Genomic DNA, 20444 nt, shown 5'->3' with positions numbered 1-20444 from the left:
ACGTGTTGGAACTCTTGTACCAGCATCTCGTCTTCGTGGCCCTGCACGAAGATGTTGCCGACGGAATCGGAGGTGAAGGCACTCGCGGTGATGTTGCCCTGGGTTTTACCTTCGATGCTGATATAACATGGAGTTGGCATGTGTATGCTCCTGATTGGTTGAACGGTAATGACACTCGACCGAAACCATTAGCAGTGACCATGCCAAACATTTTTATTTATAAAAAACAAATGCTTACTAAAAACTCAGTTCTAAATCCTCCCCAAAAGAGCGCAACAAGTTGCGCAGCCGGCATATAACACTACCAAAAGTTGCACACCCAGCATTTAAAACCAAATTTAAAGCAATGCTTTGCTCATAATGACACTTAACCCCGCTAGGCAAGTGACAGCGTCTTGTGGCTGAGCTTCCCACTGAGTTATCAATTAGGAGAGCAGTAGCGGAGGGAATCCACTGATGACGCATACGAACAAGGTTCTGGCAATGATGACGGCCAGATCACCCGATGCGATCAGAGTAATGAAGAGGTTGAGTGAAGAGCTGAACCGATATGAGGTCGAATGGCTGCCATGGAAAAATACACCCCCCGGACAATCAGATTGCCTGGGGGTTTGCTGCATGTCAGTGATAACGAGATCTGTACACATATCACGTTCGAACCTGGCAGTCCGTCAAACGGGCATAAAGAAAAGGGCCTGTCTTGCGACAGGCCCTTTTCTTTTATTTGGCGGTGAGGGAGGGATTCGAACCCTCGATACGTTGCCGTATACACACTTTCCAGGCGTGCTCCTTCAGCCACTCGGACACCTCACCAAATTTTCACTTCGTTGAAGTGGCTTTCGGATCACGCCATGCGTGCTTTCTTGCCAACTTCGTCGGCGGGCAGCCTTGCAGACACCACACCAGAATTTCTCTCACATTTTCAGGTGCCTGAGTTGCACCATCGCTTGCGGGCCATGCCGTAGCGACGGGGCGTAATGTAAGGGATGCATTGTGTTGGGGTCAATGCAATTTTGCGGTTTTCAATCTGTTTGCTCAAGAACCGAGCCAACTGCGCAAAATCTTTCCACCTCTGCATCCCATACCATCAACTGGCGGCCGGTTCGTGACTCTGCTCACCTTTCAATGCCTCTTCCAGAGAGCCATAAAACTCCAACTGACCCGGCACAGGGCGCACCTTGGCACGCGCCAGTGTCTTCAACGGCTGAAACTGCAACTCGGCAACCCGCAGCTCTACTCCGGCCTTGGCCATCTGCTTTTCAAACTGCAGGAAAGCAGAGAGTCCCCCGGCATCCAGGATGGAGACAGCCTCCATCTGCAATACCAGCAGCTTGTGCCCCTGAACCTGAGCCACCAGCTCGCCAAAGACACGCTCTGCTGCCGCAAAAAACAGCGGGCCGTTGATCTTGTAGAGCAAGGCATTCGTCGGCACTTCGTCGGCATAGCGCTTGTGATCGGCCAAATCGTGCAGCTTGGTCATCTTGGCAATTTCACGCATGAACAACAGCGACGCCAGGATCACCCCGAAGGTAATGGCAATGACCATGTCGAAGATGACGGTCAGCGACAAACACACCACCAACACCAGCACATCGGATTTGGGGGCGCGACGCACAAGCTCCACCACCTTGTGTGCCTCACTCATGTTCCAGGCCACGATCAGCAACAGCGCAGCCATGGCCGAGAGCGGCAACCAGGAGAGCCAGGGTGCCAGCACCAGAATGGCGGCCAGTACCACAAGCGCATGCACTATGCTGGAAACCGGCGAGGTGGCACCCGCCCGTACGTTGGCCGCGGAACGGGCAATGGCCGCCGTTGCCGTGATACCACCGAAGAAAGGCGCCAATATGTTGCCCAACCCCTGCCCCACCAGCTCGGCATTGGAGCTGTGCTTGCGACCCGTCATGCCATCGAGCACCACGGCGCAGAGCAGCGACTCAATGGCCCCCAGCATGGCCATGGAAAACGCCGCCGGCAGCAAGCGCTCGATGGCCGCCAGGTTCCATTCGACCGGTGAACCATCCGGCCCCGGCAGTGCCCAGGGCATTACCAGAGTCGGCGCTATGGGCGGGATCCCCACGCCTCGTGTGCCATCGGCCAGGGTATAACTGAACTTGCTGCCAATGGTGGCCACATCGACACCAAAGTAGTGCAGACCAAACCCCAGCCCCACACCCACCAGCACGGCGGGCAAGTGACCGGGCACCGGCAAGCGCAGCCGTGGCCAGAGCAATAGCACGGCCAAAGTAGTAATCCCGACCAGCGTGTCACCCCATTGCCAGCTTGGCAGGGCATGTACCAGCGCCTCTACTTTGCCTATGTAATTTTCCGGCATATCGGGCACCTGGAGCCCGAAGAAGTCCTTGATCTGCAAGGTGGCTATCACGATGGCGATCCCGCCGGTAAAGCCCAGGGTCACTGACGGCGGAATGTACTCAATCAGGCGCCCAAGTCGGGCCATCCCCATGGCGACCAGAAAGAAGCCGGAGATCAGGGTCGCCATCAGCAGGCCACCGACCCCGAATTGCTGGGCCACCGGGTAGAGGATCACCACGAAGGCGGCGGTCGGCCCCGACACGGAGAAACGGGATCCACCGGTCACGGCAATGACGATACCTGCGATGATGGCGGTATAGAGACCATGTTGCGGTGGCACGCCGCTGGCAATCGCCAGCGCCATGGCCAGCGGAATGGCGATGATGCCGACCGTGACGCCGGCGATCAGGTCACGGCCAAAGCGAGGGATGCTATAGGGTTCATCAATACAGGATTGGCGTAAAGCAATGGCCAGCTTCACGCTTTGCAAGGGAGCTTGGTTGTGCATGTATGTCGTAATACCAGAAGAGGGAGATAAAGGCCGGATTGAACCGGCGCCCGATCATCATCAAGGGCCGGCAGAACTGTCGACACGGCGATGGTATCCGGGGCAACCATACTCCAGCCGAGGAAATATTTCGATGGGCAGGATCAATGAATGACCATTACACCGCAAAATAGCGGTTTGTTGCTGGCATATCGCCGATTTTTATCACCAGTACGCAGATTTTTCACTTCGCCTGCTAACCAAATGCACACGGCCCGCGGCAGACTCTTCTTTCCCCATAGAGGCGTTGTATGAGGCATGGGACCTTCCATTCACCCACCCCATTTTTATTGAACGGACAGGGATGGTTGGCCATCACTGAGCAGCCAGAACGCAATCCGCCACCAGCGCAAAAATTGATAACGTGGCAGCAAAAGGCCAATCTCAAGCTGCTTATTGTGCTGAAAATAGTCCACAATGACCAAGTTTTGGACAAACAGGGCGAAATTCCATTTTTTGCGCCGGATCGCGGGTTGACACCCGGCCGACAGGCTATTAATATCCGCACCGTCTCAACGAGACAGGCAATTCCTCCTTAGTTCAGTCGGTAGAACGGCGGACTGTTAATCCGTATGTCACTGGTTCAAGTCCAGTAGGAGGAGCCAATTCCCTCGTAGTTCAGTCGGTAGAACGGCGGACTGTTAATCCGTATGTCACAGGTTCAAGTCCTGTCGAGGGAGCCACATTCGAAAGCCCAGCCTTTGGCTGGGCTTTTTCGTATCCAACGTTCGAAGCTGCCATACAGGCTACAGTGGCTTGTACTTTCACCGAACGGCCTCAGCTCGGGTGTCGGCATCCCCTTCTTCCGTGCCCTTTCATGACACCACCCTTGCTTTTTTGCTTGCCTCTGCCGGATATTCATTATCACAATTACCGCCGCTGTTCACACCGTTAAAAGGATCCCTTGGCATGTCTGAGGATGCGATGCAAAAAGAAGCTGTGCCTGCTCAAGCCACCAAGCAGCCAAAAGATCCCGTCCGGCGTCTTACGCTGCAATTAGTCATGCTGGCCTTGATCGTCTTGGTCTATGTGCTGTTTGCTCAACGCCTGACCCCGATGGGCAGTCAGGGTACGGTGCAGGCCTTTTTGATCCGCCTGGCCCCCGAGGTGGCCGGACGGGTGACTGCGGTGGAAGTCAGTGACAATCAGCAGGTTTCCGCCGGTATGCCGCTGTTTCAAATCAACCAGGAGCCCTATCTGATTGCCGTCGCCCAGGCAGAAGCCCATGTGGCGGCAGTCGGGCAATCGATCGGGGCTGACACTGCCGCGGTGCAAACCGCCCAAGCCAAGGTGGTACAGGCCAAATCGGCCAAGGATAACGCTGCCGACAATGCCGCCAGGGTGGTCGAGCTGGCCAAACGAGGGGTCATGTCGATCGCGCAGCGGGATCAGGCGACGGCAACCTTGCAGCAAGCCATGGCCTCCCTGGCGGCCGCACAGGCAGAGTTGCGCCGTGCAGAACAGAGCCTCGGGCCTGCCGGCAATGAAAATCCCAAGCTGAAAGAAGCGATGGCCGCCCTGGCCAAAGCCAGACTCGATCTCATTCGCACCACGGTCAAAGCGCCCAACAAGGGGGCCATTACCAACATACAGCTGGCACCAGGCCAGTATGCCGCCGTGGGAAGTCCGGCAATGACCTTCATCGATACCTCGGCGGTCTGGATCAGCTGTATGTTGCCCGAGAACTCGTTGGAATACCTGCGACCGGGCATCAAGGCCGAAGTGGTCTTCGATGTACTCCCCGGCCGCGTCTTCAAAGCTCACCTCGATACCCTGGGGTGGGGCAGTGCTGGCAATACCACCACAGACCAGACCACCGGCCTGCTCACGGCACCACAAAACAGTCCCAGTGCGCGCCAGTTTCCAGTGAGCCTGGTACTGGATGAGGCACTCCCCCGCGGGTTGCGCTATGGCTCCCAGGCAACCGTCATTTTCTATCTCAACAAGGTGGGCATAATGGATACGATTGCCGCCGGCTGGATCCGTGTTGTCAGCCTGCTGACCTATATTGCCTGATGATGAACAAAGCGTGGTGGCAATGCAGCCTGCGTCTTGGCGTCATTCCCATGGCGGCACTGGCGGTTAGCCTGGGCATGGGTCAGGCCTTGCCCTTTCTGATCCCCATGTTCATCGTCATCATGCTGATGCTGAGTCCGACGCGCCTGCCGCTGATGATGGTAGTGAGAATGCTGGCTCTGATCGTCGGCTGTACCGCGCTCATCTGTTTTCTTGCACATGTGGTCGGCACCAATCCCGTCGCTTTCTGGCTCGCCATGGCTGCGGTTGTGGTACTGGCCTTTGCCCGCCTTGGCAAGAACCCTGACGATCTGCCCGGATTGCTGGTGCTGATCGTGTCGTCGATGACGATGGTGCTGGTACAAAGCCAGCCATCGCTGATCCTGGCACTCCCCGTGTTGATGGGAAAAGCCTTTCCGATCGCCTATTTATGGTGTCTGCTGGCCTTTGCCATCTGGCCTCGGTCTTCGCCTCCGCTAACGCCTCTGACCGCCATGCGCGGTGATGAAAGGGTGATGCTGATCCTGGGAAAGAGCGCCGCTCTGTTGCTGGCCATCGGCATCGCCATCTGGCTGCAAGACAGCAGTGCCATCTTGATCGGGGCCACGATTGCCAACCTGCTGCGCGCCAGCGACCCCCATCTGACACGAATGAACAGCAAACCACTGCTGCAGGCCAACTTGCTGGCGGCGGCCTTGGCCACCCCGGTGATCCTGCTGGCCTACATCAGCCAGTCTCCCCTGATCCTGTCACTGCTGGCGCTCGCCGGCAGCATCTGGCTGGCGGGACGATTGGCGGCAGCCTGGCCCAAAGTGGTGGTGCAAACTGCAATGACGGTTTACATCACTTTGCTGGGAACAGCCTTGCCCCAATATCAGCAAGGGCTGCACCTGGTATGGGATCGACTCGCGACGCTGTTGCTGGTCGTCCTCTATTGCACCCTGGTTGTGCATCTATTGACCACATCAACCGATAAGTCATGTCCTGCTTGAGCGACATCATCTTGTCCAGACCGTTTATTGTCAGAGGGTAGAGACATGCTTTGCCCTTTGCGACCCCCACTCGATTCAGGAGTTTCTATGCGCCGTTTCAACTTAATGCTCAATGGCAGCCGATTGATGATGTTTCCCTTTTACGTGTGCATTCTGGTGTGCGTGGCGCTCTTGATGGTGAAGTTTGCCATGCAGCTCTATACGCTGTGCCGCGACATCATCGACATCCATTATCTTGACCTCATCACAGGGGTGCTGACTCTGGTGGACTTCGTACTGGTGGCGCAGATGCTGATCCTAGTGGCCATCTGCGGCTATGTGCAGTTTATTCAGACTCAGGAGCAGCGCGAGGCGCTCGGCAACAACTGGCTCAGCAAGATCAACTTCGCCTCCCTGAAGCTCATCGTCATCAACTCCCTGGTGACCATAGCGGGGATCGAGGTGCTCAAGGCCTTTCTGGACGATGGCACAGGCAATGAAGTGGAGATGAAGTGGTCAGTCATCGTCTTTTTGGCCTTCTCTGCAGCAGCGCTTATCTATGCAATCACAGAAAGGTTGGCGGAACACAAATAGCCAGCCCTTGTTTTCATTCAGGATTGATTCATCAAGACCAGAATTGATAACTCTTTTCATTACCTTTACCCCATTGTAAACTTGCCCCCCCGGGCTGCACTGCCCGGGCGCTGGAGCACCTATGACAAGCCTTTCTCTCTCACCCCGACACTGCTGGCAGTGGCTGGCCTATCACCATCAGGCCGCCGAGGGCTCCCTCTATCTGATGTTCTTCTCCGGCCTGCTGCTGTGGGAGCCGCTGACCCCGCTCTGGTTCCTGGCTCGCTGGAATCTGTTTCTCCATGTGATGCTCTCGCTCACCCTCTTTCCCCTGCTGTTTGGCGCCTTCTGGCTCTCTCATCGCAGCCTGTTGAACCGCAGCAACAAGCCCTTTTTGCGCACCACGGGGCGGATTATCGAGGCCTTGCTGCTGGTGTGTCTGGCCAGCGGCCTGCTGCTGGTGCTGCACGGCACCCCGGGGGACAGCATGGGCAGCCTCGCCAGCTGGGCCCACTGGCTAAGCGCGTTGGCGTTAACTCCTCTGGTGCTGCGCCACGCCTGGCGCTGGACCATCTTGAAATGGTGCGCCTGATCCCATGTTGAAGTCATCGTTCTGTGCATTTTTGTCACCCCTGCTGGCCCTCCTCCTGCTGCTGGTCAGCCCCTTTGCGTTTTCCCAGCAGATGGGCGCCGGGATGCTCGCCTATGAGGAGGGGCAGAGCCCTCGCCTCGTCACCGCCAACCTGAGCGCAGGCTCGGTTACCCTGCTTGAACGCGATAGCGGCAAGCGAATGAAAGAGGTGCAGCTGGGGGGCGATCTGCGCCAGCTTGCCCACGCAGGCGACGGCACCCTGCTGGTCACCGATTACAGCGGCGATCGCCTGCTGCTGCTGGATGATGATCTCGACCTGGAAAGGACGATCCCCACCGGCCATAGACCCTACGGCGTCATCTTCGATCCCAAGCGGCAGTGGTTCTGGGTCACGCTGTTCGAGGCAGGCCGCCTGCAGGCCTACGACACAGCGGGCAACCTCCAGCTGGATACCAAAACCGCCGAGACCCCGCGCGGGCTGGCCCTGACCGACGATGATCGCCTGCTGCTCACCCACGCCATGACCGGCCAGCTCGCCATCTATGATCTCGCCAAGCTTGGCAACAGCGCCAAGGGCTCCTCCCTGCCCGAAACAACCCTGCCCAAGCCCAAGCTCATCACCCTGGCCGAGACCCACAGCGACACGCCAAGCGACTCTCAGGGACTGCCGCGCCTGCTCGATGGCATCGCCCTCTCCCCCGATGGCAGCGAAGCCTGGCTGCCCCACGAGCTGTGGAGCTTCGATCACCCCTTCCAGTTTCAGAGCACCGTCTTCCCGGCGGTCTCCATCATCGATCTGGATGAAGAGAAAGAGCGGGTCGATGAAAGAAAGCAGCTCTTCTTGCAGATCAACCTGCCCAGCGTCGGCAACCGCAGCCAGATCGTCTCCAACCCGTTTGCCGCGCGCTTCGCCGCCGATGGCAAGCGGGTCTATCTGACCCTGGCAGGCTCGGAAGACTTGTTGGTGTTTGACCTGTCGCGCAGCGGCAAATCCAACAGCAATCGTCACAGACGCAAGAAGTTTCAGGGGGGCGCCAAGGCGACCCAGCTCTTGCGTCACCTGCCGGGCCAGAATCCGCGGGACTTGTTTGTAGACGGCGACCACATTCTGGTGCACAACGCCATGGGGCAGGATCTTACCCGCCTCAATAGCGGCGGCAGCGGCCCCTTCGCCCGAGTCACCGTCGATGTGCCCCACTTCGCCAAGCTGGTGGAGACGGACCCCCGCCCCGAACCGCTCAAGCGCGGCGAGCGGCTGTTCAATCTAGGCAATACCGCCGCCAATGCACGCTTCCCCATGGCGGGGGACAACTGGATGAGCTGCAACTCCTGCCATCTGGATGGGTTCAACTTCACCAACCGCCATCTGATGGCGGCCCATCGCCAGAAGAGCGGCGACAACGCCATCAACGGCCACGCCAACCTCACCAACATGGTGGCGGGGGATTTTGTCGGCGAATACCTGCGCATGACCCAGCAGACCCAGGGCGGCATGGGCCATGACACCCGCGATGGCGCCGAGGTGGTTGACCCCGCCAGGCCACAACCGGAAGTGAAAGCGATGATGGAAGACTTGCACGCCTTCGTCACCGCTGATGGCAACCTCCCCTATCTCGCCAACTGGCTGCGGCTCGATGCCCCGCGCACGGATCCTGCCAAGGCGCCGACCACTCACCCGAAAGAGTGGCTCAACTCCGCCTCCTGCCAGAACTGCCACAGCCAAGCGTTCAAGGACTGGAGCGAGAGCAACCACAGGCTGATGGGCAACTCCCATCCCTATTACAAGGTGGTGCAAGCGCTGGCCCGCGAAACCGAAGGGGAAGCGTTCGGCCAGTGGTGTCAGGGCTGCCACATGCCCCAGCAGGTGATGACCGGCCAGATGGAACTGCCCAAGGGCTCCCACATGTTCGAGCAGGGCGGCGCCTCGCTGATTGCCGCCCACAAGGCGGGTGAACCTGTGGTTGAGGAAGGGACTGGCTGTGTGCTCTGCCATCGCATCACCAAAGTGGAAGATGCAGGCGGCAACAGCGCCTTTACGGTGAATTTGAAAGACCGCGAGAGCTATGTGTTTGAGGATGCCCCGGGGGGTAGCGCCCGCCACTGGCTGGCCGAGCGGCAGATCAACGCCCGCCCCGCCATGCACAAGGCCTCCTATCAGAAGGATTTCTACCGCGACGCGGCCCTGTGCAAGTCGTGCCACAACGAGTTTGCCCCGGGCACAGGCGCCAATATCGTCAACACCTGGGACGAGTGGGAAAAATCCAGCTTCGCAAACGCGGAGGATCCTGCCAAGCGGCGTACCTGCATCGACTGCCATATGAACCCGGAGCCGGGCAATGGCGGCGCGCCGGTCGCGGGCCAGTCCACCGAAAACGGCACCATGAAGGCGCGGCTCTATCGCCACAACTTTACCGGCGCCCAGCACCAGCTGGTGGGGCTGAGGAGTGCAACGCTAGAGCAGGAGAGTCTGGCCCTGCTGCGATCCAGCGCGACGCTCTCCGCCCGCATCGAAGGGGCTGCCGATAGCCAGCAACTGGTGGTGCGGGTCGCCAATACCGGCGCAGGCCACGCCCTGCCCACCGGGGTGGCCGATTTCCGCGAACTCTGGCTGGAGCTGACCGTCACTGACGCCACCGGCAAGGTGGTGCTTGCCAGCGGCCAGCCGGTGGATGGCGCCGTCCCTGAGGATGCGCGACTGTTTCGCAAAGTATTCGGCGATGCCGAGGGCAAGCCGGTGGGGCTCAAATTCTGGCGCTACGCCAAGCTCTTGGAAGATACCCGCATTCCGGCCGATGGCTGGCGCGATGAAGCCTGGCCGCTGCCAGCGGATGCCCAAGGGCCCTTCAAGACCGATATCAAACTCAATTTCCGCACCTACCCCAAGTGGGTCAATGATGCGGTGCGCGCCGCCGAGCCAAGCTTGCCGGAGCCACCCATAGTGCTGCTCGCTCGGCTACAACTTAATCGGCTGCAACTCACCTTGCAGCCTCTTCCCGTCACGCCCGCTACGGAGCCTCAAACCTGATGTTTGCAAGTTTTCTCATTACCCTGCGCGAGGGGCTGGAAGCCTTCCTGCTGGTCGGCATCTGCCTCTCCTACCTCGCCAAGCTGGGGGCGAGCCGCTACAACAAGTTCATCTATCTGGGGGTGGGGCTTGGCCTTATAGCTTCCCTGGTCGTCGCCTTCCTGTTCCAGGTGGTGGTGAGCCAGTTCGAGAGCGAGCGTTACAACCACCTCTTGATGGCGGGGATCCTGATGTTTGCCACCCTGGTGCTCACCTATATGGCGATCTGGATGCAAAAGCAGGCCAAATCCCAGATGGGGGCCATGACGGCGCGCATTGATGCGGCTATCGATGGCGGCAACCTGTTTGGTCTGGTGCTGCTCGCCTTCCTGGCGGTGATGCGCGAAGGGTTTGAAACCGTGCTCTTCTTCTCAGCCCTGCTCTACTCCGGCCAAGGGGTGGATCTGCAATCCGGCCTGATGGGCGCACTGGCAGGGCTGCTGGTCTCCATCGCGCTGGTGTGGGGGCTGCTGCGCTCCACCCGCAAGGTGGCGCTGGCCCCCTTCTTCCGCTGGACCGGGCTGCTGATCATCATCATAGCCGCAGGTTTGCTCTCCTCTGCCGTCAACATGCTGCAGGCAGCGGACATCATCACCTTCTGGACCACGCCGGTATTCAACATCAGCCACATTCTCGACGATCAGGGGGTATTTGGTACCTTCCTGCGTGCCCTGTTTGGCTACAATGCCTCACCGGCCGGCCTGCAGCTGCTGACCTGGGCCCTCTATCTGGCGATCTTCGTTACCCTCTGGCAGCGCAGCTATCGCCCACAGGTCAACGCCGCGCCCGCTAAGGGATAAAAGAGTTTCGCCACTCTCGGCAACAACACTATTCGGGGGCCGCGCCCTGGCGCGATTCCCTTATCTATCAAGCAGTTTCGGAATAGGTCATGAGCGATAACAACAAGAAGCACATTGCGGTACTGGGTGCCGGTCCTGCCGGTTTGATGGCCGCCTGGCGCCTGCGCCGCGCCGGTTTTGCAGTCACCCTGTTCGAGCAGGAGCCGGTCGTCGGCGGCATGTGCGCCACCCAGACCTTCAAGGGGCGCGATGGAGAGTATCGCTTCGACTACGGTGGCCACCGCTTTATCACCAAGAACCCCGAGCTGCTCGCCTTTATCGACGAGCTGATGGGTGACGACCTGCTCCACGCCGATCGCAAGAGCGTGATCCGCTTTGGCGGGCGCACCTATGACTACCCCCTCAATCTGACCAACCTGATCAAGACAGCCCCGCTGCCGCTGATGGCCGGTGCGGTGAAAGACTTGCTGCTGCTGCCTTTTGCCAAGAAGCCCACCGATTTCGCCAAGGCGAGCTTTGCCGAGTGGATCCAGAGCCACTTCGGTCGCACCCTCTACCGCCAGTTCTTCGAGGGCTACACGGCTAAGCTGTGGGGCATCAACCCGGACAAACTTTCCGCAGACTGGGCCGGTCAACGCATCAGCCTCATCGATCTCAAAGACGTGGCGCGCCGCCTGCTGCCAAGACGCAACGGCAACCTCTCGGTACGCACCTATGCCCGCAAGTATCGTTATCCAAAGTATGGCTTCGGCCAGATCTTCGCGACCCTGGGGGAGCGGCTGGTGGCTGAGGGGGCCTTGCTCAAAACCGGCGCCACCATCACTCGCCTTGAGCAGGCTGATGGCCGCATTGAACGGGTTTATTGGTCACAAGATAACATTGAGCAGAGCGAAGCGTTTGATCAGGTGATCTCCACCCTGCCGCTGCCACTCACCTGTCAGCATCTGGGCTTGCCGTGCGATCTCCACTACCGATCCTTGCGCTTCGTCAATATGCCGCTCAAACAGGAGAACCTGTCGGACAACACCTGGCAGTACCTCTCCGACCCCCATATTCTGGCCACCCGCCTGCAGGAGCCGCGCCGCCGCAGCCCCTTTATGGCGCCAGAAGGCCAGACCTCGGTGATGCTGGAGATCCCCTGCAATCCGGGGGATGCCACCTGGCAGGCGCCGCTCGCCGACTTGCGCGGCCGGGTCACCGCCGATCTCGCAAGCCTCGGCGTCGATACTGCCAAACTTGGCGATGAGACCTTCGAAGCCCGCAGCGAATACGCCTATCCGCTGATGGATCTCGGCTATCAGGCACGCCGCGACGCGGCCATTCAGGCGCTGATGCCGATTGGCAACCTCATCATGACCGGCCGTCAGGGGACATTCCGCTACATCTTCACCGACACCGCCATGGAGATGGGGATGATGGCCGCCGACATGGTGATCGACGGGGTGGACAGACGCCACGCAATCTTTAACCATCGCAACGAAAATACCGTGATTGAAACCCAGAGCGTGGCCTGAGTGCCGCGCCATTGGCATAAGTAAGGAGAACAGGATGACCATACGCCCGGGTTTACTCGCCCTCACCCTGCTGCTGACCCTCAGCGGACTGACCCTCAGCGAACAAGCACAGGCTTATTCCTATGCCGCAGCAGGTAAGGAGCCGCTGATCGATGCCCGTGAGGCGCTGCTCGGCGCCGCCACTGACGGCAAAGATGCCAGCGCCACCTTGAGCGAGATTGCCGACGAGCTGACCTATCTGGAAGAGCACCACAAGATGGATCTGCAAGCGCCGCTGGCCGCCGCCATCAAGGCCAAAGATGCTGCCGCCACCGCCGCCCTGCTCAACCGCGCCTATAAAGCGGAGATTGAGCGCCGCCTCGAAGGGGCCAGCCAGAATCTTGGCGACTACCAAACCGCCAAGGTGCTGGTAGTCAAGAGCAAGCGCTTCCTCGACTTGATCCTCCCCTCACTCAGTGAAGGGGATCGCAAGGCCGCCGAACAGGCGCTGGCCAAGGTGCTCGATGCCATCGGTAACCCGGGGGTATTCGGGGTGGGCGCCAAGACCGCCGATGGCGCCGCCTTTAGCGATGCAGAAAAAGCGCTGATGGCCGTGCTGGCGCCGCTTTGATGGCCTCTCATTGATGACGACGGCCCCCCTCATCCCCGGCCCTTCTCCCGCAAGGGGAAAAGGGGGGTGTCACCACGGCCGATTACGCTTCGCTAATCGACCCTACTTGCTGATCCTGCTGCAAGGGGTCTGGATGGGCTGGCTCTTTGCCTTTCCTATAGCCCTGGATTCCGACGATGCCCTCAATTTCGCCCACGGGGTAACACGTTTCAGCGTGCTGGAGTTCTCCCCCCACTTTCCGGGCTACCCCGCCTTTATCTGGCTGGCGCGTCTTGTCAATCTGCTGGTAGACGATCCAGCCCGCGCGGTGCAGTGGGCAAGCCTGCTCGGCACCAGCTTGCTGGCGCCACTGGCTGCACTGTTGGCGGTCAGGCTGTGGCAACGGCCAAGCCTGCTCGCCCCAGTCTGGCTGCTGGTGCTGGCCCTGCCGCTCACCCCGACGCTCGCCCTCTCCGGCCTCTCGGATGGGCCGGCGCTCGCCGCATGGCTCGGGGCTCTCTTGGCCTTGCAGTATCGAAAGATAGCGCTGGCCGGCCTCATGTTTGGCTTGTTGCTGGCGCTGCGCCCCTCCTATTTTGTGCTGGCCCTGCTGCCCCTTTGGCTCGGGCTGGCGCAGCAGGGAACACGCGTCAGGTTTGTGCTCCCCATCGCGCTGGTGGGGCTCACCAGCCTGCTCTTTGTCTGGCAGGCCGATGGCTGGGCCTATTTCAGCGAGGGGCGGCGCTTTACCGACGGCCACTTTACCCTGTGGGGCAACACGGCGGCGGCCCACGGCGATCGGCTGCTGAGCTGGGCGCACACCTTCAACGATCAGCTCACCCCGCTCTGGCCACTGGCTGTCGGAGCCTTGCTGGTGCTACCGCGCTGGCCAAGATCAAAAGGTCAAGCCACTGCTCTCTCCCCGCTCTGGACGCTCTACTGGCTCGTCCTGCTGATCTGGACACTGTTTGGCCAGAATCCCGACAATCCCCGCCATCTGGCGCCCATCACCCTGCTCGGCATAGTTCTGCTGGCAGGCTGGCTGCCGCGCCGTGGTGAGTGGCTGGCTGTGGTGGCCGGCTTGCTGCTGCTCGCGGCGACCTTCACCCTGCCCCGTCCACCCGCCATGGTGCAGGCGGCCAGAGTGGCAGAGAAAGCGTGTCCTGCGCTGGTGACTCAGTGGGGGGTACGTCTGCTGCGAGAGACCACTGCCCTGGCCGTCACCGATGGCTGGTATCGGGGGGATGCACGACTCGCACTGGCACAGGGGGCCTGCCGCCTCAGCCGACGCCCCATCGCCACCGGCGACATGCCGACACCAAACCAGCTGCTCTGGTTTTCACCTCGCTTTCATGCTGAGCCAGGTATCTGGCTCGGGATACCCGCCTACTTTTACCCTTAGTTGGCAGTGCAACGCACTTTGGCGACCATTTGACTAGCGGCTCTGGCGCCCCGGTCGGCTACACTCACTGCGCATCCGTGACAAGTGAGTCTATCCATGAAGAGATCAAGCGAGTGGTTTCTCATCCCCCTGGCACTGATACTGGCCAGCGGAGCCTTGCTATTGCCACTCTGGTTACAGGGGGGAAGCCAGGGGCATGACCTGTTTCATCATCTGCTTTCCGGCCACTATTTTGCACAACAACTGTGGCAGGGGGAGATCTACCCACGCTGGTTGATGGCCATGAATGGCGGCTTTGGCAGCCCCACCTTCTTCTTTTATCCCCCCTTGCCCTACTATGTCAGCGCCCTATTTGCCGGCCCCCAGGCCCCCCTGTATGACGCCATCACGCCCCTGCTCTGGAGCGCCAGTCTGGCCTTGCTGCTATCCGGCCTCTTTGCCTATCTCTGGCTGCGCAGTTTTGCCTCCCCCTTGCGGGCCCTGGCCGCCACCCTGCTCTATCTCGCCTTGCCTTATCATCTGGGCATGGATCTCTATGCCCGCTTTGCCCTGGCCGAATTCTGGGCTTTCGTCTGGGCTCCCCTGATCTTGCTGGGACAAGATCTCGCCAACCAGCGCAGTCGCAAGGGACTCCCCTTGCTGACTCTGGCGCTGGCATTGCTGGCGTTTTCTCACCTTCCCAGCCTGCTGTTGATGATGGGGCTGATCACACTGCGCGCCCTGCTGCAAGCCTGGCGATCCCGCATCCTGTTTCCGATCCAGCTAGTGGCAATGGCCCAAGTGCTGGGGCTGGTCATGGCCGCTATCCTGCTGCTGCCCGCCCTGCTGGATCAAGGCGCCATCTCCATGGAGTTGATGCGGGGCGGCATGTTCGACTTCAGACGCAACTTTCTCGACCGTTTGCCCTCTGGCTGGGGTGACTGGCGCTTTCGCGGCCACCTGGCCTGGCAAAGCATGCTGACCATGGGGCTGCTGCTGGTCGCCTGGGCGGCGACCCGGGAGCCACGTCATCCCGAATTATTGATGTGGGGGATCATAGGGACAGTCTCCTTTCTCATGATGCTGCCCCTGAGCGAGCCCATCTGGCATCTGCTGCCACCGTTGCAACGGGTGCAATTTCCCTGGCGGTGCAACCTGATCCTGGCCCTGGCCACTGTGGCCGTAGTGGCGCTGGGCACCCCTGTCGACCGGTCCTGGCAATGGGTCTGGTGGGGCCTGCTGCTGGTCACGCTCGTCTCCAGCCTTGCCTATGTGGCTTACTCCCCTCTCATCCAGGCACCGCGCAAGGACATGATTGAGAGCGAATTCGACAGCAAGCGCAGTGCCCAGGAATATCGCCCCAATCAGGTGCCCAGAGGGCAGTTCACTCCGACCTTGCTCGCCTGGAAAGGGGAGTTTCAACCCCCAGTCACCACAGAGCAGCCAGGCGCTGAGTGGAAGATCATTCGCTGGCAACCCAGATGGCTGGAGCTGGACGTGAAGGCGCAGCAGCCCACCAAGCTCATACTGCACCAATATGACTACCCCGGCTGGCAGGCCAGACTGGATGATTCGCTGACACTCGAGGTCAGTGCAAACCGGCAGGGACTATTGCAGGTCTGGATACCGGCGGGTCAGCACACCCTCACTCTCAAGCTGGCAGCACGCTGGCCAGAGCAGTGGGGGATTGGGATCTCCCTGTTCGGCTGGCTCTGCTGGCTGGTGCTCGCCTGCCTGGGGGCCAAAAAACCCAAAAAGCGTGTGACCCGGACACGGGTGATAGCGTGACGGGGGGCGGGCTTGGGCATAGTCCTGCCCAAGTCCGCCAAAACTGATAGACTCACCCCTGTTACCTTATTTCACGCGAACTTGCTCACGATCGGACATCCTATGCCCCAACCCTTACCCCTCTCTCCCCGCTTTCTGTTTATCCTGCTTGGCGCCCTGGCGGGCCTGACCCCGCTGGCGGTCGACATGTACCTGCCCGCCATTCCGGCCATCGCCCGGGATCTGGCCACCAGCATAGACGGGGCCCAGCTCACCATCAGTGCCTTCCTCGGTGGCTTTGCCATCGGCCAGCTGTTTTACGGCCCGCTGGCAGACAGCTATGGCCGCAAACCGGTCATCCTGGCGGGGCTCACCATGTTTGCCATCGCCTCTGTGGGCTGCGCCATGGCAGACTCCCTGCCCGAACTGCTAGCTTATCGGATGCTGCAAGCGGCAGGCGGGGCGGCGGGCTCGGTGGTGGTCAATGCACTGCTGCGTGATCTGTTTGAAAAGGATGCATTTTCCCGCGCCATGTCGTTCGTCATCCTGGTGATGACACTGGCACCCCTGGTCGCCCCCGTGATCGGCGGCTACATCAGCGCCCACAGCGACTGGCGGGTGATCTTCTGGCTGCTGGTGGGGATCAGCCTGCTGGTCTGCGTGGTGATGCAGTGGAAAATTCAGGAGACCCTGAAGCCTGAGCACAGACAACCGCTCAAGCTGGGCCAAATCCTGAAGAACTACTGGAGTGTGCTCTCCCATCGCGGGGCCATGGGTTATGTGCTGTGCGGATCCCTGTCGAGCTCCGGCATGTTTGCCTTTATCAGCGCATCCCCTTACGTCTACATCGAATATTTCAAGGTGCCGACCGAGCACTACGGCTGGTTGTTCGGCCTCAATATTCTGCTGATGATGCTGGTCACCTTCGTCAACAGCCGGTTGGTGAAGGGGGTGGGCGCCGAGCGCATGCTGCAATACGGGCTGCTGATGCTGCCCTGTGCCGGCGCCCTGCTCATCTACAACGCCTGGAGCCAGACCGGCGGCCTGTGGGGCATCGTCATCCCCGTAGTGCTGTTCGTCGGTCACATCAGTCTGGTGGGAGCCAACGCCATGACGGGCCTGATGGGGCACTTTCCCCAATCGGCGGGCACGGCCTCCGCGCTGGCCGGCACCCTGCGTTTTGGCATAGGCGCCGTGGTCGGCATCCTGGTCAACCTAGACCCACCACAATCCCCGCTGCCCATGGCCATCGCCATCGCCGGCTGCGGCTTTGGCTCTGCCATCAGTTACTGGCTGCTGACCGGCAAGCGCTCTGCTGTGGCCTGATGACCTGCGCCTCACTCTGATCCTGAAAAAGCCCTGTCTGCATGACAGGGCTTTTTTGCATCAAGGGTCAGCCTGGGGTCAGGCCTAGCACCCTGCGTATATCAGAACAGGGCGCTATTGAGCCAGAGATGCGCACCTATGCTCACCAGATAGCCGAGCAGGATGGCCGGTAACCATTTGAGATGGCTAAAGAAGGTATACATACCGTGGGCCTGCCCCATCAGGGCGACCCCGGCCGCAGAGCCGATGGAGAGCAGGCTGCCCCCCACACCGGCGGTCAGGGTCACCAGCAACCACTGCCCCTGCACCATGTCAGGATCCATCGACAGCACGGCAAACATCACAGGAATGTTGTCGACAATGGCTGACAGGATACCGATAAAGATGTTCGCCATCGTCGGGTTGCCACCGTCATACAGCAAGTGTGAGACCAGCTCCAGATAGCCCATGAACCCCAGCCCCCCCACGCACATGACGACGCCATAGAAGAACAGCAGTGTGTCCCACTCCGCCTTGGCCACCTTGTTGAAGACATCAAATGGCACAATGGATCCAAGGCTGCGCAGCCGTTCATGATCCCCGGTGCGCTCATAGAGTGCCCGCTTGCGCGCCAGGGAGAGCGGCAGTGACTTGCGCAGATAGAAGCCGAAAAATTGCAGATATCCCAGACCCAGCATCATGCCGAGGACAGGGGGCAGATGGAGGAAACTGTGGCAGAGCACAGCCGTGGTGATGGTCAGCAGGAACAGCAGCACTATGCGGCGGGCCCCCCGTTTCAGCTCCACCGCTTCACTGGCCGCCTCAGGCACATGGCGAGGCACCATCAGACTCATCAGCAGGGCGGGCACCAGAAAATTGAGCAGGGACGGAATGAACAGGGCAAAGAACTGGCTAAATTGCACCTTGCCAGCCTGCCACACCATCAGGGTGGTGATGTCGCCAAAGGGGCTGAAGGCGCCGCCGGCATTGGCCGCAATCACGATATTGATGCAGGCAAGATTGATGAAGCGTCGATCCCCGTTGGCGACTTTCAGCACAACGGCGCACATCAAAAGCGCTGTGGTGAGGTTGTCGGCCACCGGCGAGATGCAAAATGCCAGCCCGCCCGTCAGCCAGAACAGGGTTCGCAACTGAAAGCCGGACCGGATCAGCCAGGCCCTGAGCGCATCGAACAGATTTCTGTCTTCCATGGCGTTGATGTAGGTCATCGCCACCAGCAGAAACAGCATCAGCTCGGCATATTCGAGCAAGGTATGGCGAAATGCCTGCTCTGCGGCCGGGCTCATGCCATTTTGCGCATAGGCAATGCCGATCAGGATCCAGATCACGCCGGCAGCCACCAGCACGGGTTTTGACTTGCGCAGTTGCAGATACTCTTCGGCCATCACCAGCGCATAGGCCAATACGAACAGGCCCACGCAAAACAGGCCGATAGTGGAAAGGGTTAACGGGATCGGGCCGCTACTGGCCTGGGCAGGAGAGATGAACAGGGACAACAATACGGCAAAGCGGGTTAGCACAGACATGGGCCTCTTCCTTATAGAACCATCTGGCTGGGATGCTAGCACCTGGATGAAAACAAAAGTTCATCCAGGTCAATGAATTATCAATTAATGCATGGTCGAGGCAAAAGGGTTATTTCTTGCCAAAGCCCGACAGCTTGAGGGTGTAGCCAGCGCTGTTTTGCCAGGCATCCAGGCCACTGCGGTTGTTGCCAGCCACCAGACTGGCGGCCAGGCTCGGGCTGTTGAACAGCTGATCGGCGGTGAACACAAACCTCCCTTCACTGCGCGGGGTGAGGATCCCCTTGCCCAGCAGTTCCTGGCGCAGTTCGATCACGGCTTCACGCAGGGAGGCCGCATCCTCGCCATTGGCGGTGGAGCCCGCCAGCACCATGAAGCCGGGATTTTGCCGCTTGCCCACAGGATAACCGTGAGCTTCGGCACCCTTGCCGTTGAAGTGGTAGAGCTCGCGCTCCCCCGGCTTGTTGTCGGAGAGCGCCTTTTGAAGGGTCATCAGCTCGTTATAAATCTCGATGGGGACGACGGCAGCCTGCTTGTTGCCCTTGCTATCGATGATAAAACTGACTTGCTTGTGTAACATCCTTGCTCATCCTGTGACCCATGGAAGCTCCTATTCTAACCACCTCTGCCAAGCGGGATCCAGCGAGGATCCTCACCTCTTTTGCTGGGGTGATCACTAACTGGCGCTCTTGATCAGTTGCAAGGCGTGTTGATCATTCCCGGCCGTGGTAGCGTAGATGACATGATGAAAGCCATTGACCATCAAGCGGTTATCCCATGCTGACCCTGCACAACCTCTGCAAGAGCTTTGATAACGGCAGCGAACGCCTGCCGCTGTTCCACAGTCTGGACCTCACTCTCACCGCTGGCGAGACAAGCTTGCTGCTGGGGCAGAGCGGCTGTGGCAAGTCGACCCTGCTCAACCTGATAGCAGGCCTGCTCCCCCCGGATGAAGGGGAGATCTGGCTGGGGGAAACCCGGCTCGACACCCAGTCCCCGGATGAACGGGCACGCCTGCGCGGCCGGCATTTTGGCATCGTCTATCAGGATTTCAACTTGCTGCCGACCCTGACAGTGGAGGAGAACCTCTGCCTGCCCCTGTCGATCAACGGCCTGCCACGCCATGAGACAGAGATTGACGATTTGCTGAAAAGGCTCGATCTCGTCCACAAGCGCCACGCCTGGCCGGAGCAACTTTCCGGCGGCCAGCGCCAGCGGGTGGCCCTGGCCCGCGCCCTCATTCACAAGCCCCGCTGGCTCTTGGCCGACGAACCCACAGGGAGCCTCGATGAGCACAACGCCGAGCAGGTGATGGCACTGATGATGGAAGCGGTGCGTGAAACCGGCGCGGGTCTGTTGCTGGTGAGCCACAATCCGGCCTATGGCGCCCTGGCAGACAGAGTGCTTCGCCTCGAAGGTGGCCAGCTGATTGAGCTCAAGGGGGCGCACCATGAGTGAGGCCAGC

At 59.9% G+C, this 20444-nt stretch carries 15 protein-coding genes, 3 tRNA genes and 1 pseudogene; 14 read left to right on the top strand and 5 right to left on the bottom strand.

What is annotated here, in order from left to right; translation table 11 throughout:
* From hcp1 to dauA, 3 genes and pseudogenes are all read right to left on the bottom strand, one after another.
* Positions 1-140: pseudogene (gene hcp1, locus AACX78_RS10335) on the bottom strand (type VI secretion system effector Hcp1); the annotation flags it as partial.
* A gap of 585 nt (positions 141-725) precedes the next feature.
* Positions 726-813 (bottom strand) — tRNA-Ser (locus AACX78_RS10330).
* 274 nt (positions 814-1087) lie between these two features.
* Positions 1088-2824 (bottom strand): C4-dicarboxylic acid transporter DauA, encoded by a 1737-nt coding sequence (gene dauA / locus AACX78_RS10325; protein WP_159166131.1) that lies wholly within the window; start codon positions 2822-2824, stop codon positions 1088-1090.
* Between the two features lie 568 nt (positions 2825-3392).
* Between dauA and AACX78_RS10320 the strand changes: the two genes are divergently transcribed.
* From AACX78_RS10320 to AACX78_RS10260, 13 genes are all read left to right on the top strand, one after another.
* A tRNA-Asn gene (locus tag AACX78_RS10320) sits at positions 3393-3468 on the top strand.
* A gap of 2 nt (positions 3469-3470) precedes the next feature.
* A tRNA-Asn gene (locus tag AACX78_RS10315) sits at positions 3471-3546 on the top strand.
* A gap of 226 nt (positions 3547-3772) precedes the next feature.
* On the top strand, positions 3773-4879 hold the full coding sequence (locus tag AACX78_RS10310) for an HlyD family secretion protein (RefSeq protein ID WP_159166130.1): 1107 nt from the start codon (positions 3773-3775) through the stop codon (positions 4877-4879).
* Positions 4879-5871, top strand: coding sequence for a DUF2955 domain-containing protein (locus AACX78_RS10305; protein WP_159166129.1), 993 nt, complete (start codon positions 4879-4881; stop codon positions 5869-5871). The genes AACX78_RS10310 and AACX78_RS10305 overlap by 1 nt, the downstream gene beginning before the upstream one ends.
* An 87-nt stretch (positions 5872-5958) precedes the next feature.
* Entirely contained in the window at positions 5959-6444 is a 486-nt protein-coding gene (locus tag AACX78_RS10300) for a YqhA family protein (protein WP_159166128.1), read from the top strand.
* A gap of 121 nt (positions 6445-6565) precedes the next feature.
* Positions 6566-7015 (top strand): hypothetical protein, encoded by a 450-nt coding sequence (locus AACX78_RS10295; RefSeq protein WP_159166127.1) that lies wholly within the window; start codon positions 6566-6568, stop codon positions 7013-7015.
* A 4-nt stretch (positions 7016-7019) separates the two neighbouring features.
* Positions 7020-10040, top strand: coding sequence for a YncE family protein (locus tag AACX78_RS10290; RefSeq protein ID WP_159166126.1), 3021 nt, complete (start codon positions 7020-7022; stop codon positions 10038-10040).
* A complete protein-coding gene (locus tag AACX78_RS10285; RefSeq protein ID WP_159166125.1) occupies positions 10040-10879 on the top strand; it encodes an FTR1 family iron permease in 840 nt (279 codons plus the stop codon). Before AACX78_RS10290 ends, AACX78_RS10285 begins: the two co-directional genes overlap by 1 nt.
* An 89-nt stretch (positions 10880-10968) precedes the next feature.
* A complete protein-coding gene (locus AACX78_RS10280; protein ID WP_159166124.1) occupies positions 10969-12393 on the top strand; it encodes an NAD(P)/FAD-dependent oxidoreductase in 1425 nt (474 codons plus the stop codon).
* A gap of 34 nt (positions 12394-12427) precedes the next feature.
* Positions 12428-13003: a hypothetical protein gene (locus AACX78_RS10275; protein WP_159166123.1), complete on the top strand. Its 576-nt coding sequence runs from the start codon at positions 12428-12430 to the stop codon at positions 13001-13003.
* 106 nt (positions 13004-13109) lie between these two features.
* Entirely contained in the window at positions 13110-14384 is a 1275-nt protein-coding gene (locus AACX78_RS10270) for a hypothetical protein (RefSeq protein ID WP_159166122.1), read from the top strand.
* A 96-nt stretch (positions 14385-14480) separates the two neighbouring features.
* Entirely contained in the window at positions 14481-16151 is a 1671-nt protein-coding gene (locus AACX78_RS10265; protein WP_159166121.1) for a 6-pyruvoyl-tetrahydropterin synthase-related protein, read from the top strand.
* 102 nt (positions 16152-16253) lie between these two features.
* A complete protein-coding gene (locus AACX78_RS10260; RefSeq protein ID WP_017412350.1) occupies positions 16254-17456 on the top strand; it encodes a Bcr/CflA family multidrug efflux MFS transporter in 1203 nt (400 codons plus the stop codon).
* Between the two features lie 101 nt (positions 17457-17557).
* Here the strand turns inward: AACX78_RS10260 and nhaD are convergent, their stop codons facing one another.
* Positions 17558-18982: a sodium:proton antiporter NhaD gene (gene nhaD / locus AACX78_RS10255; protein WP_099993711.1), complete on the bottom strand. Its 1425-nt coding sequence runs from the start codon at positions 18980-18982 to the stop codon at positions 17558-17560.
* 109 nt (positions 18983-19091) lie between these two features.
* Entirely contained in the window at positions 19092-19559 is a 468-nt protein-coding gene (locus tag AACX78_RS10250) for a DUF4357 domain-containing protein (RefSeq protein ID WP_159166120.1), read from the bottom strand.
* Between the two features lie 197 nt (positions 19560-19756).
* Here AACX78_RS10250 and AACX78_RS10245 point away from each other — a divergent pair, with 197 nt between their 5' ends.
* Positions 19757-20437 carry an ABC transporter ATP-binding protein gene (locus AACX78_RS10245; RefSeq protein WP_099993713.1) on the top strand — a complete coding sequence of 227 codons (681 nt, stop codon included), beginning with the start codon at positions 19757-19759 and terminating at the stop codon, positions 20435-20437.
* Positions 20438-20444 lie beyond the last annotated feature (7 nt).

The sequence above is a fragment of the Aeromonas sp. 9A genome (assembly GCF_963900955.1).
Taxonomy (GTDB): domain Bacteria; phylum Pseudomonadota; class Gammaproteobacteria; order Enterobacterales; family Aeromonadaceae; genus Aeromonas; species Aeromonas salmonicida.
The sequence above is the reverse complement of the archived record's forward strand: the minus strand, read 5'-3'. Positions and strand labels throughout refer to the sequence as shown.

What these genes read in the sequence shown, in the direction of transcription:
- AACX78_RS10285 (WP_159166125.1), top strand. Translation starts at nt 10,040, where the DNA reads ATGTTTGCAAGTTTTCTCATTACCCTGCGCGAGGGGCTGGAAGCCTTC.
- dauA (WP_159166131.1), bottom strand. Translation starts at nt 2,824, where the DNA reads ATGCACAACCAAGCTCCCTTGCAAAGCGTGAAGCTGGCCATTGCTTTA.
- AACX78_RS10275 (WP_159166123.1), top strand. Translation starts at nt 12,428, where the DNA reads ATGACCATACGCCCGGGTTTACTCGCCCTCACCCTGCTGCTGACCCTC.
- AACX78_RS10295 (WP_159166127.1), top strand. Translation starts at nt 6,566, where the DNA reads ATGACAAGCCTTTCTCTCTCACCCCGACACTGCTGGCAGTGGCTGGCC.
- AACX78_RS10265 (WP_159166121.1), top strand. Translation starts at nt 14,481, where the DNA reads ATGAAGAGATCAAGCGAGTGGTTTCTCATCCCCCTGGCACTGATACTG.
- AACX78_RS10290 (WP_159166126.1), top strand. Translation starts at nt 7,020, where the DNA reads ATGTTGAAGTCATCGTTCTGTGCATTTTTGTCACCCCTGCTGGCCCTC.
- AACX78_RS10260 (WP_017412350.1), top strand. Translation starts at nt 16,254, where the DNA reads ATGCCCCAACCCTTACCCCTCTCTCCCCGCTTTCTGTTTATCCTGCTT.
- AACX78_RS10300 (WP_159166128.1), top strand. Translation starts at nt 5,959, where the DNA reads ATGCGCCGTTTCAACTTAATGCTCAATGGCAGCCGATTGATGATGTTT.
- nhaD (WP_099993711.1), bottom strand. Translation starts at nt 18,982, where the DNA reads ATGTCTGTGCTAACCCGCTTTGCCGTATTGTTGTCCCTGTTCATCTCT.
- AACX78_RS10245 (WP_099993713.1), top strand. Translation starts at nt 19,757, where the DNA reads ATGCTGACCCTGCACAACCTCTGCAAGAGCTTTGATAACGGCAGCGAA.
- AACX78_RS10280 (WP_159166124.1), top strand. Translation starts at nt 10,969, where the DNA reads ATGAGCGATAACAACAAGAAGCACATTGCGGTACTGGGTGCCGGTCCT.
- AACX78_RS10310 (WP_159166130.1), top strand. Translation starts at nt 3,773, where the DNA reads ATGTCTGAGGATGCGATGCAAAAAGAAGCTGTGCCTGCTCAAGCCACC.
- AACX78_RS10250 (WP_159166120.1), bottom strand. Translation starts at nt 19,559, where the DNA reads ATGTTACACAAGCAAGTCAGTTTTATCATCGATAGCAAGGGCAACAAG.
- AACX78_RS10305 (WP_159166129.1), top strand. Translation starts at nt 4,879, where the DNA reads ATGATGAACAAAGCGTGGTGGCAATGCAGCCTGCGTCTTGGCGTCATT.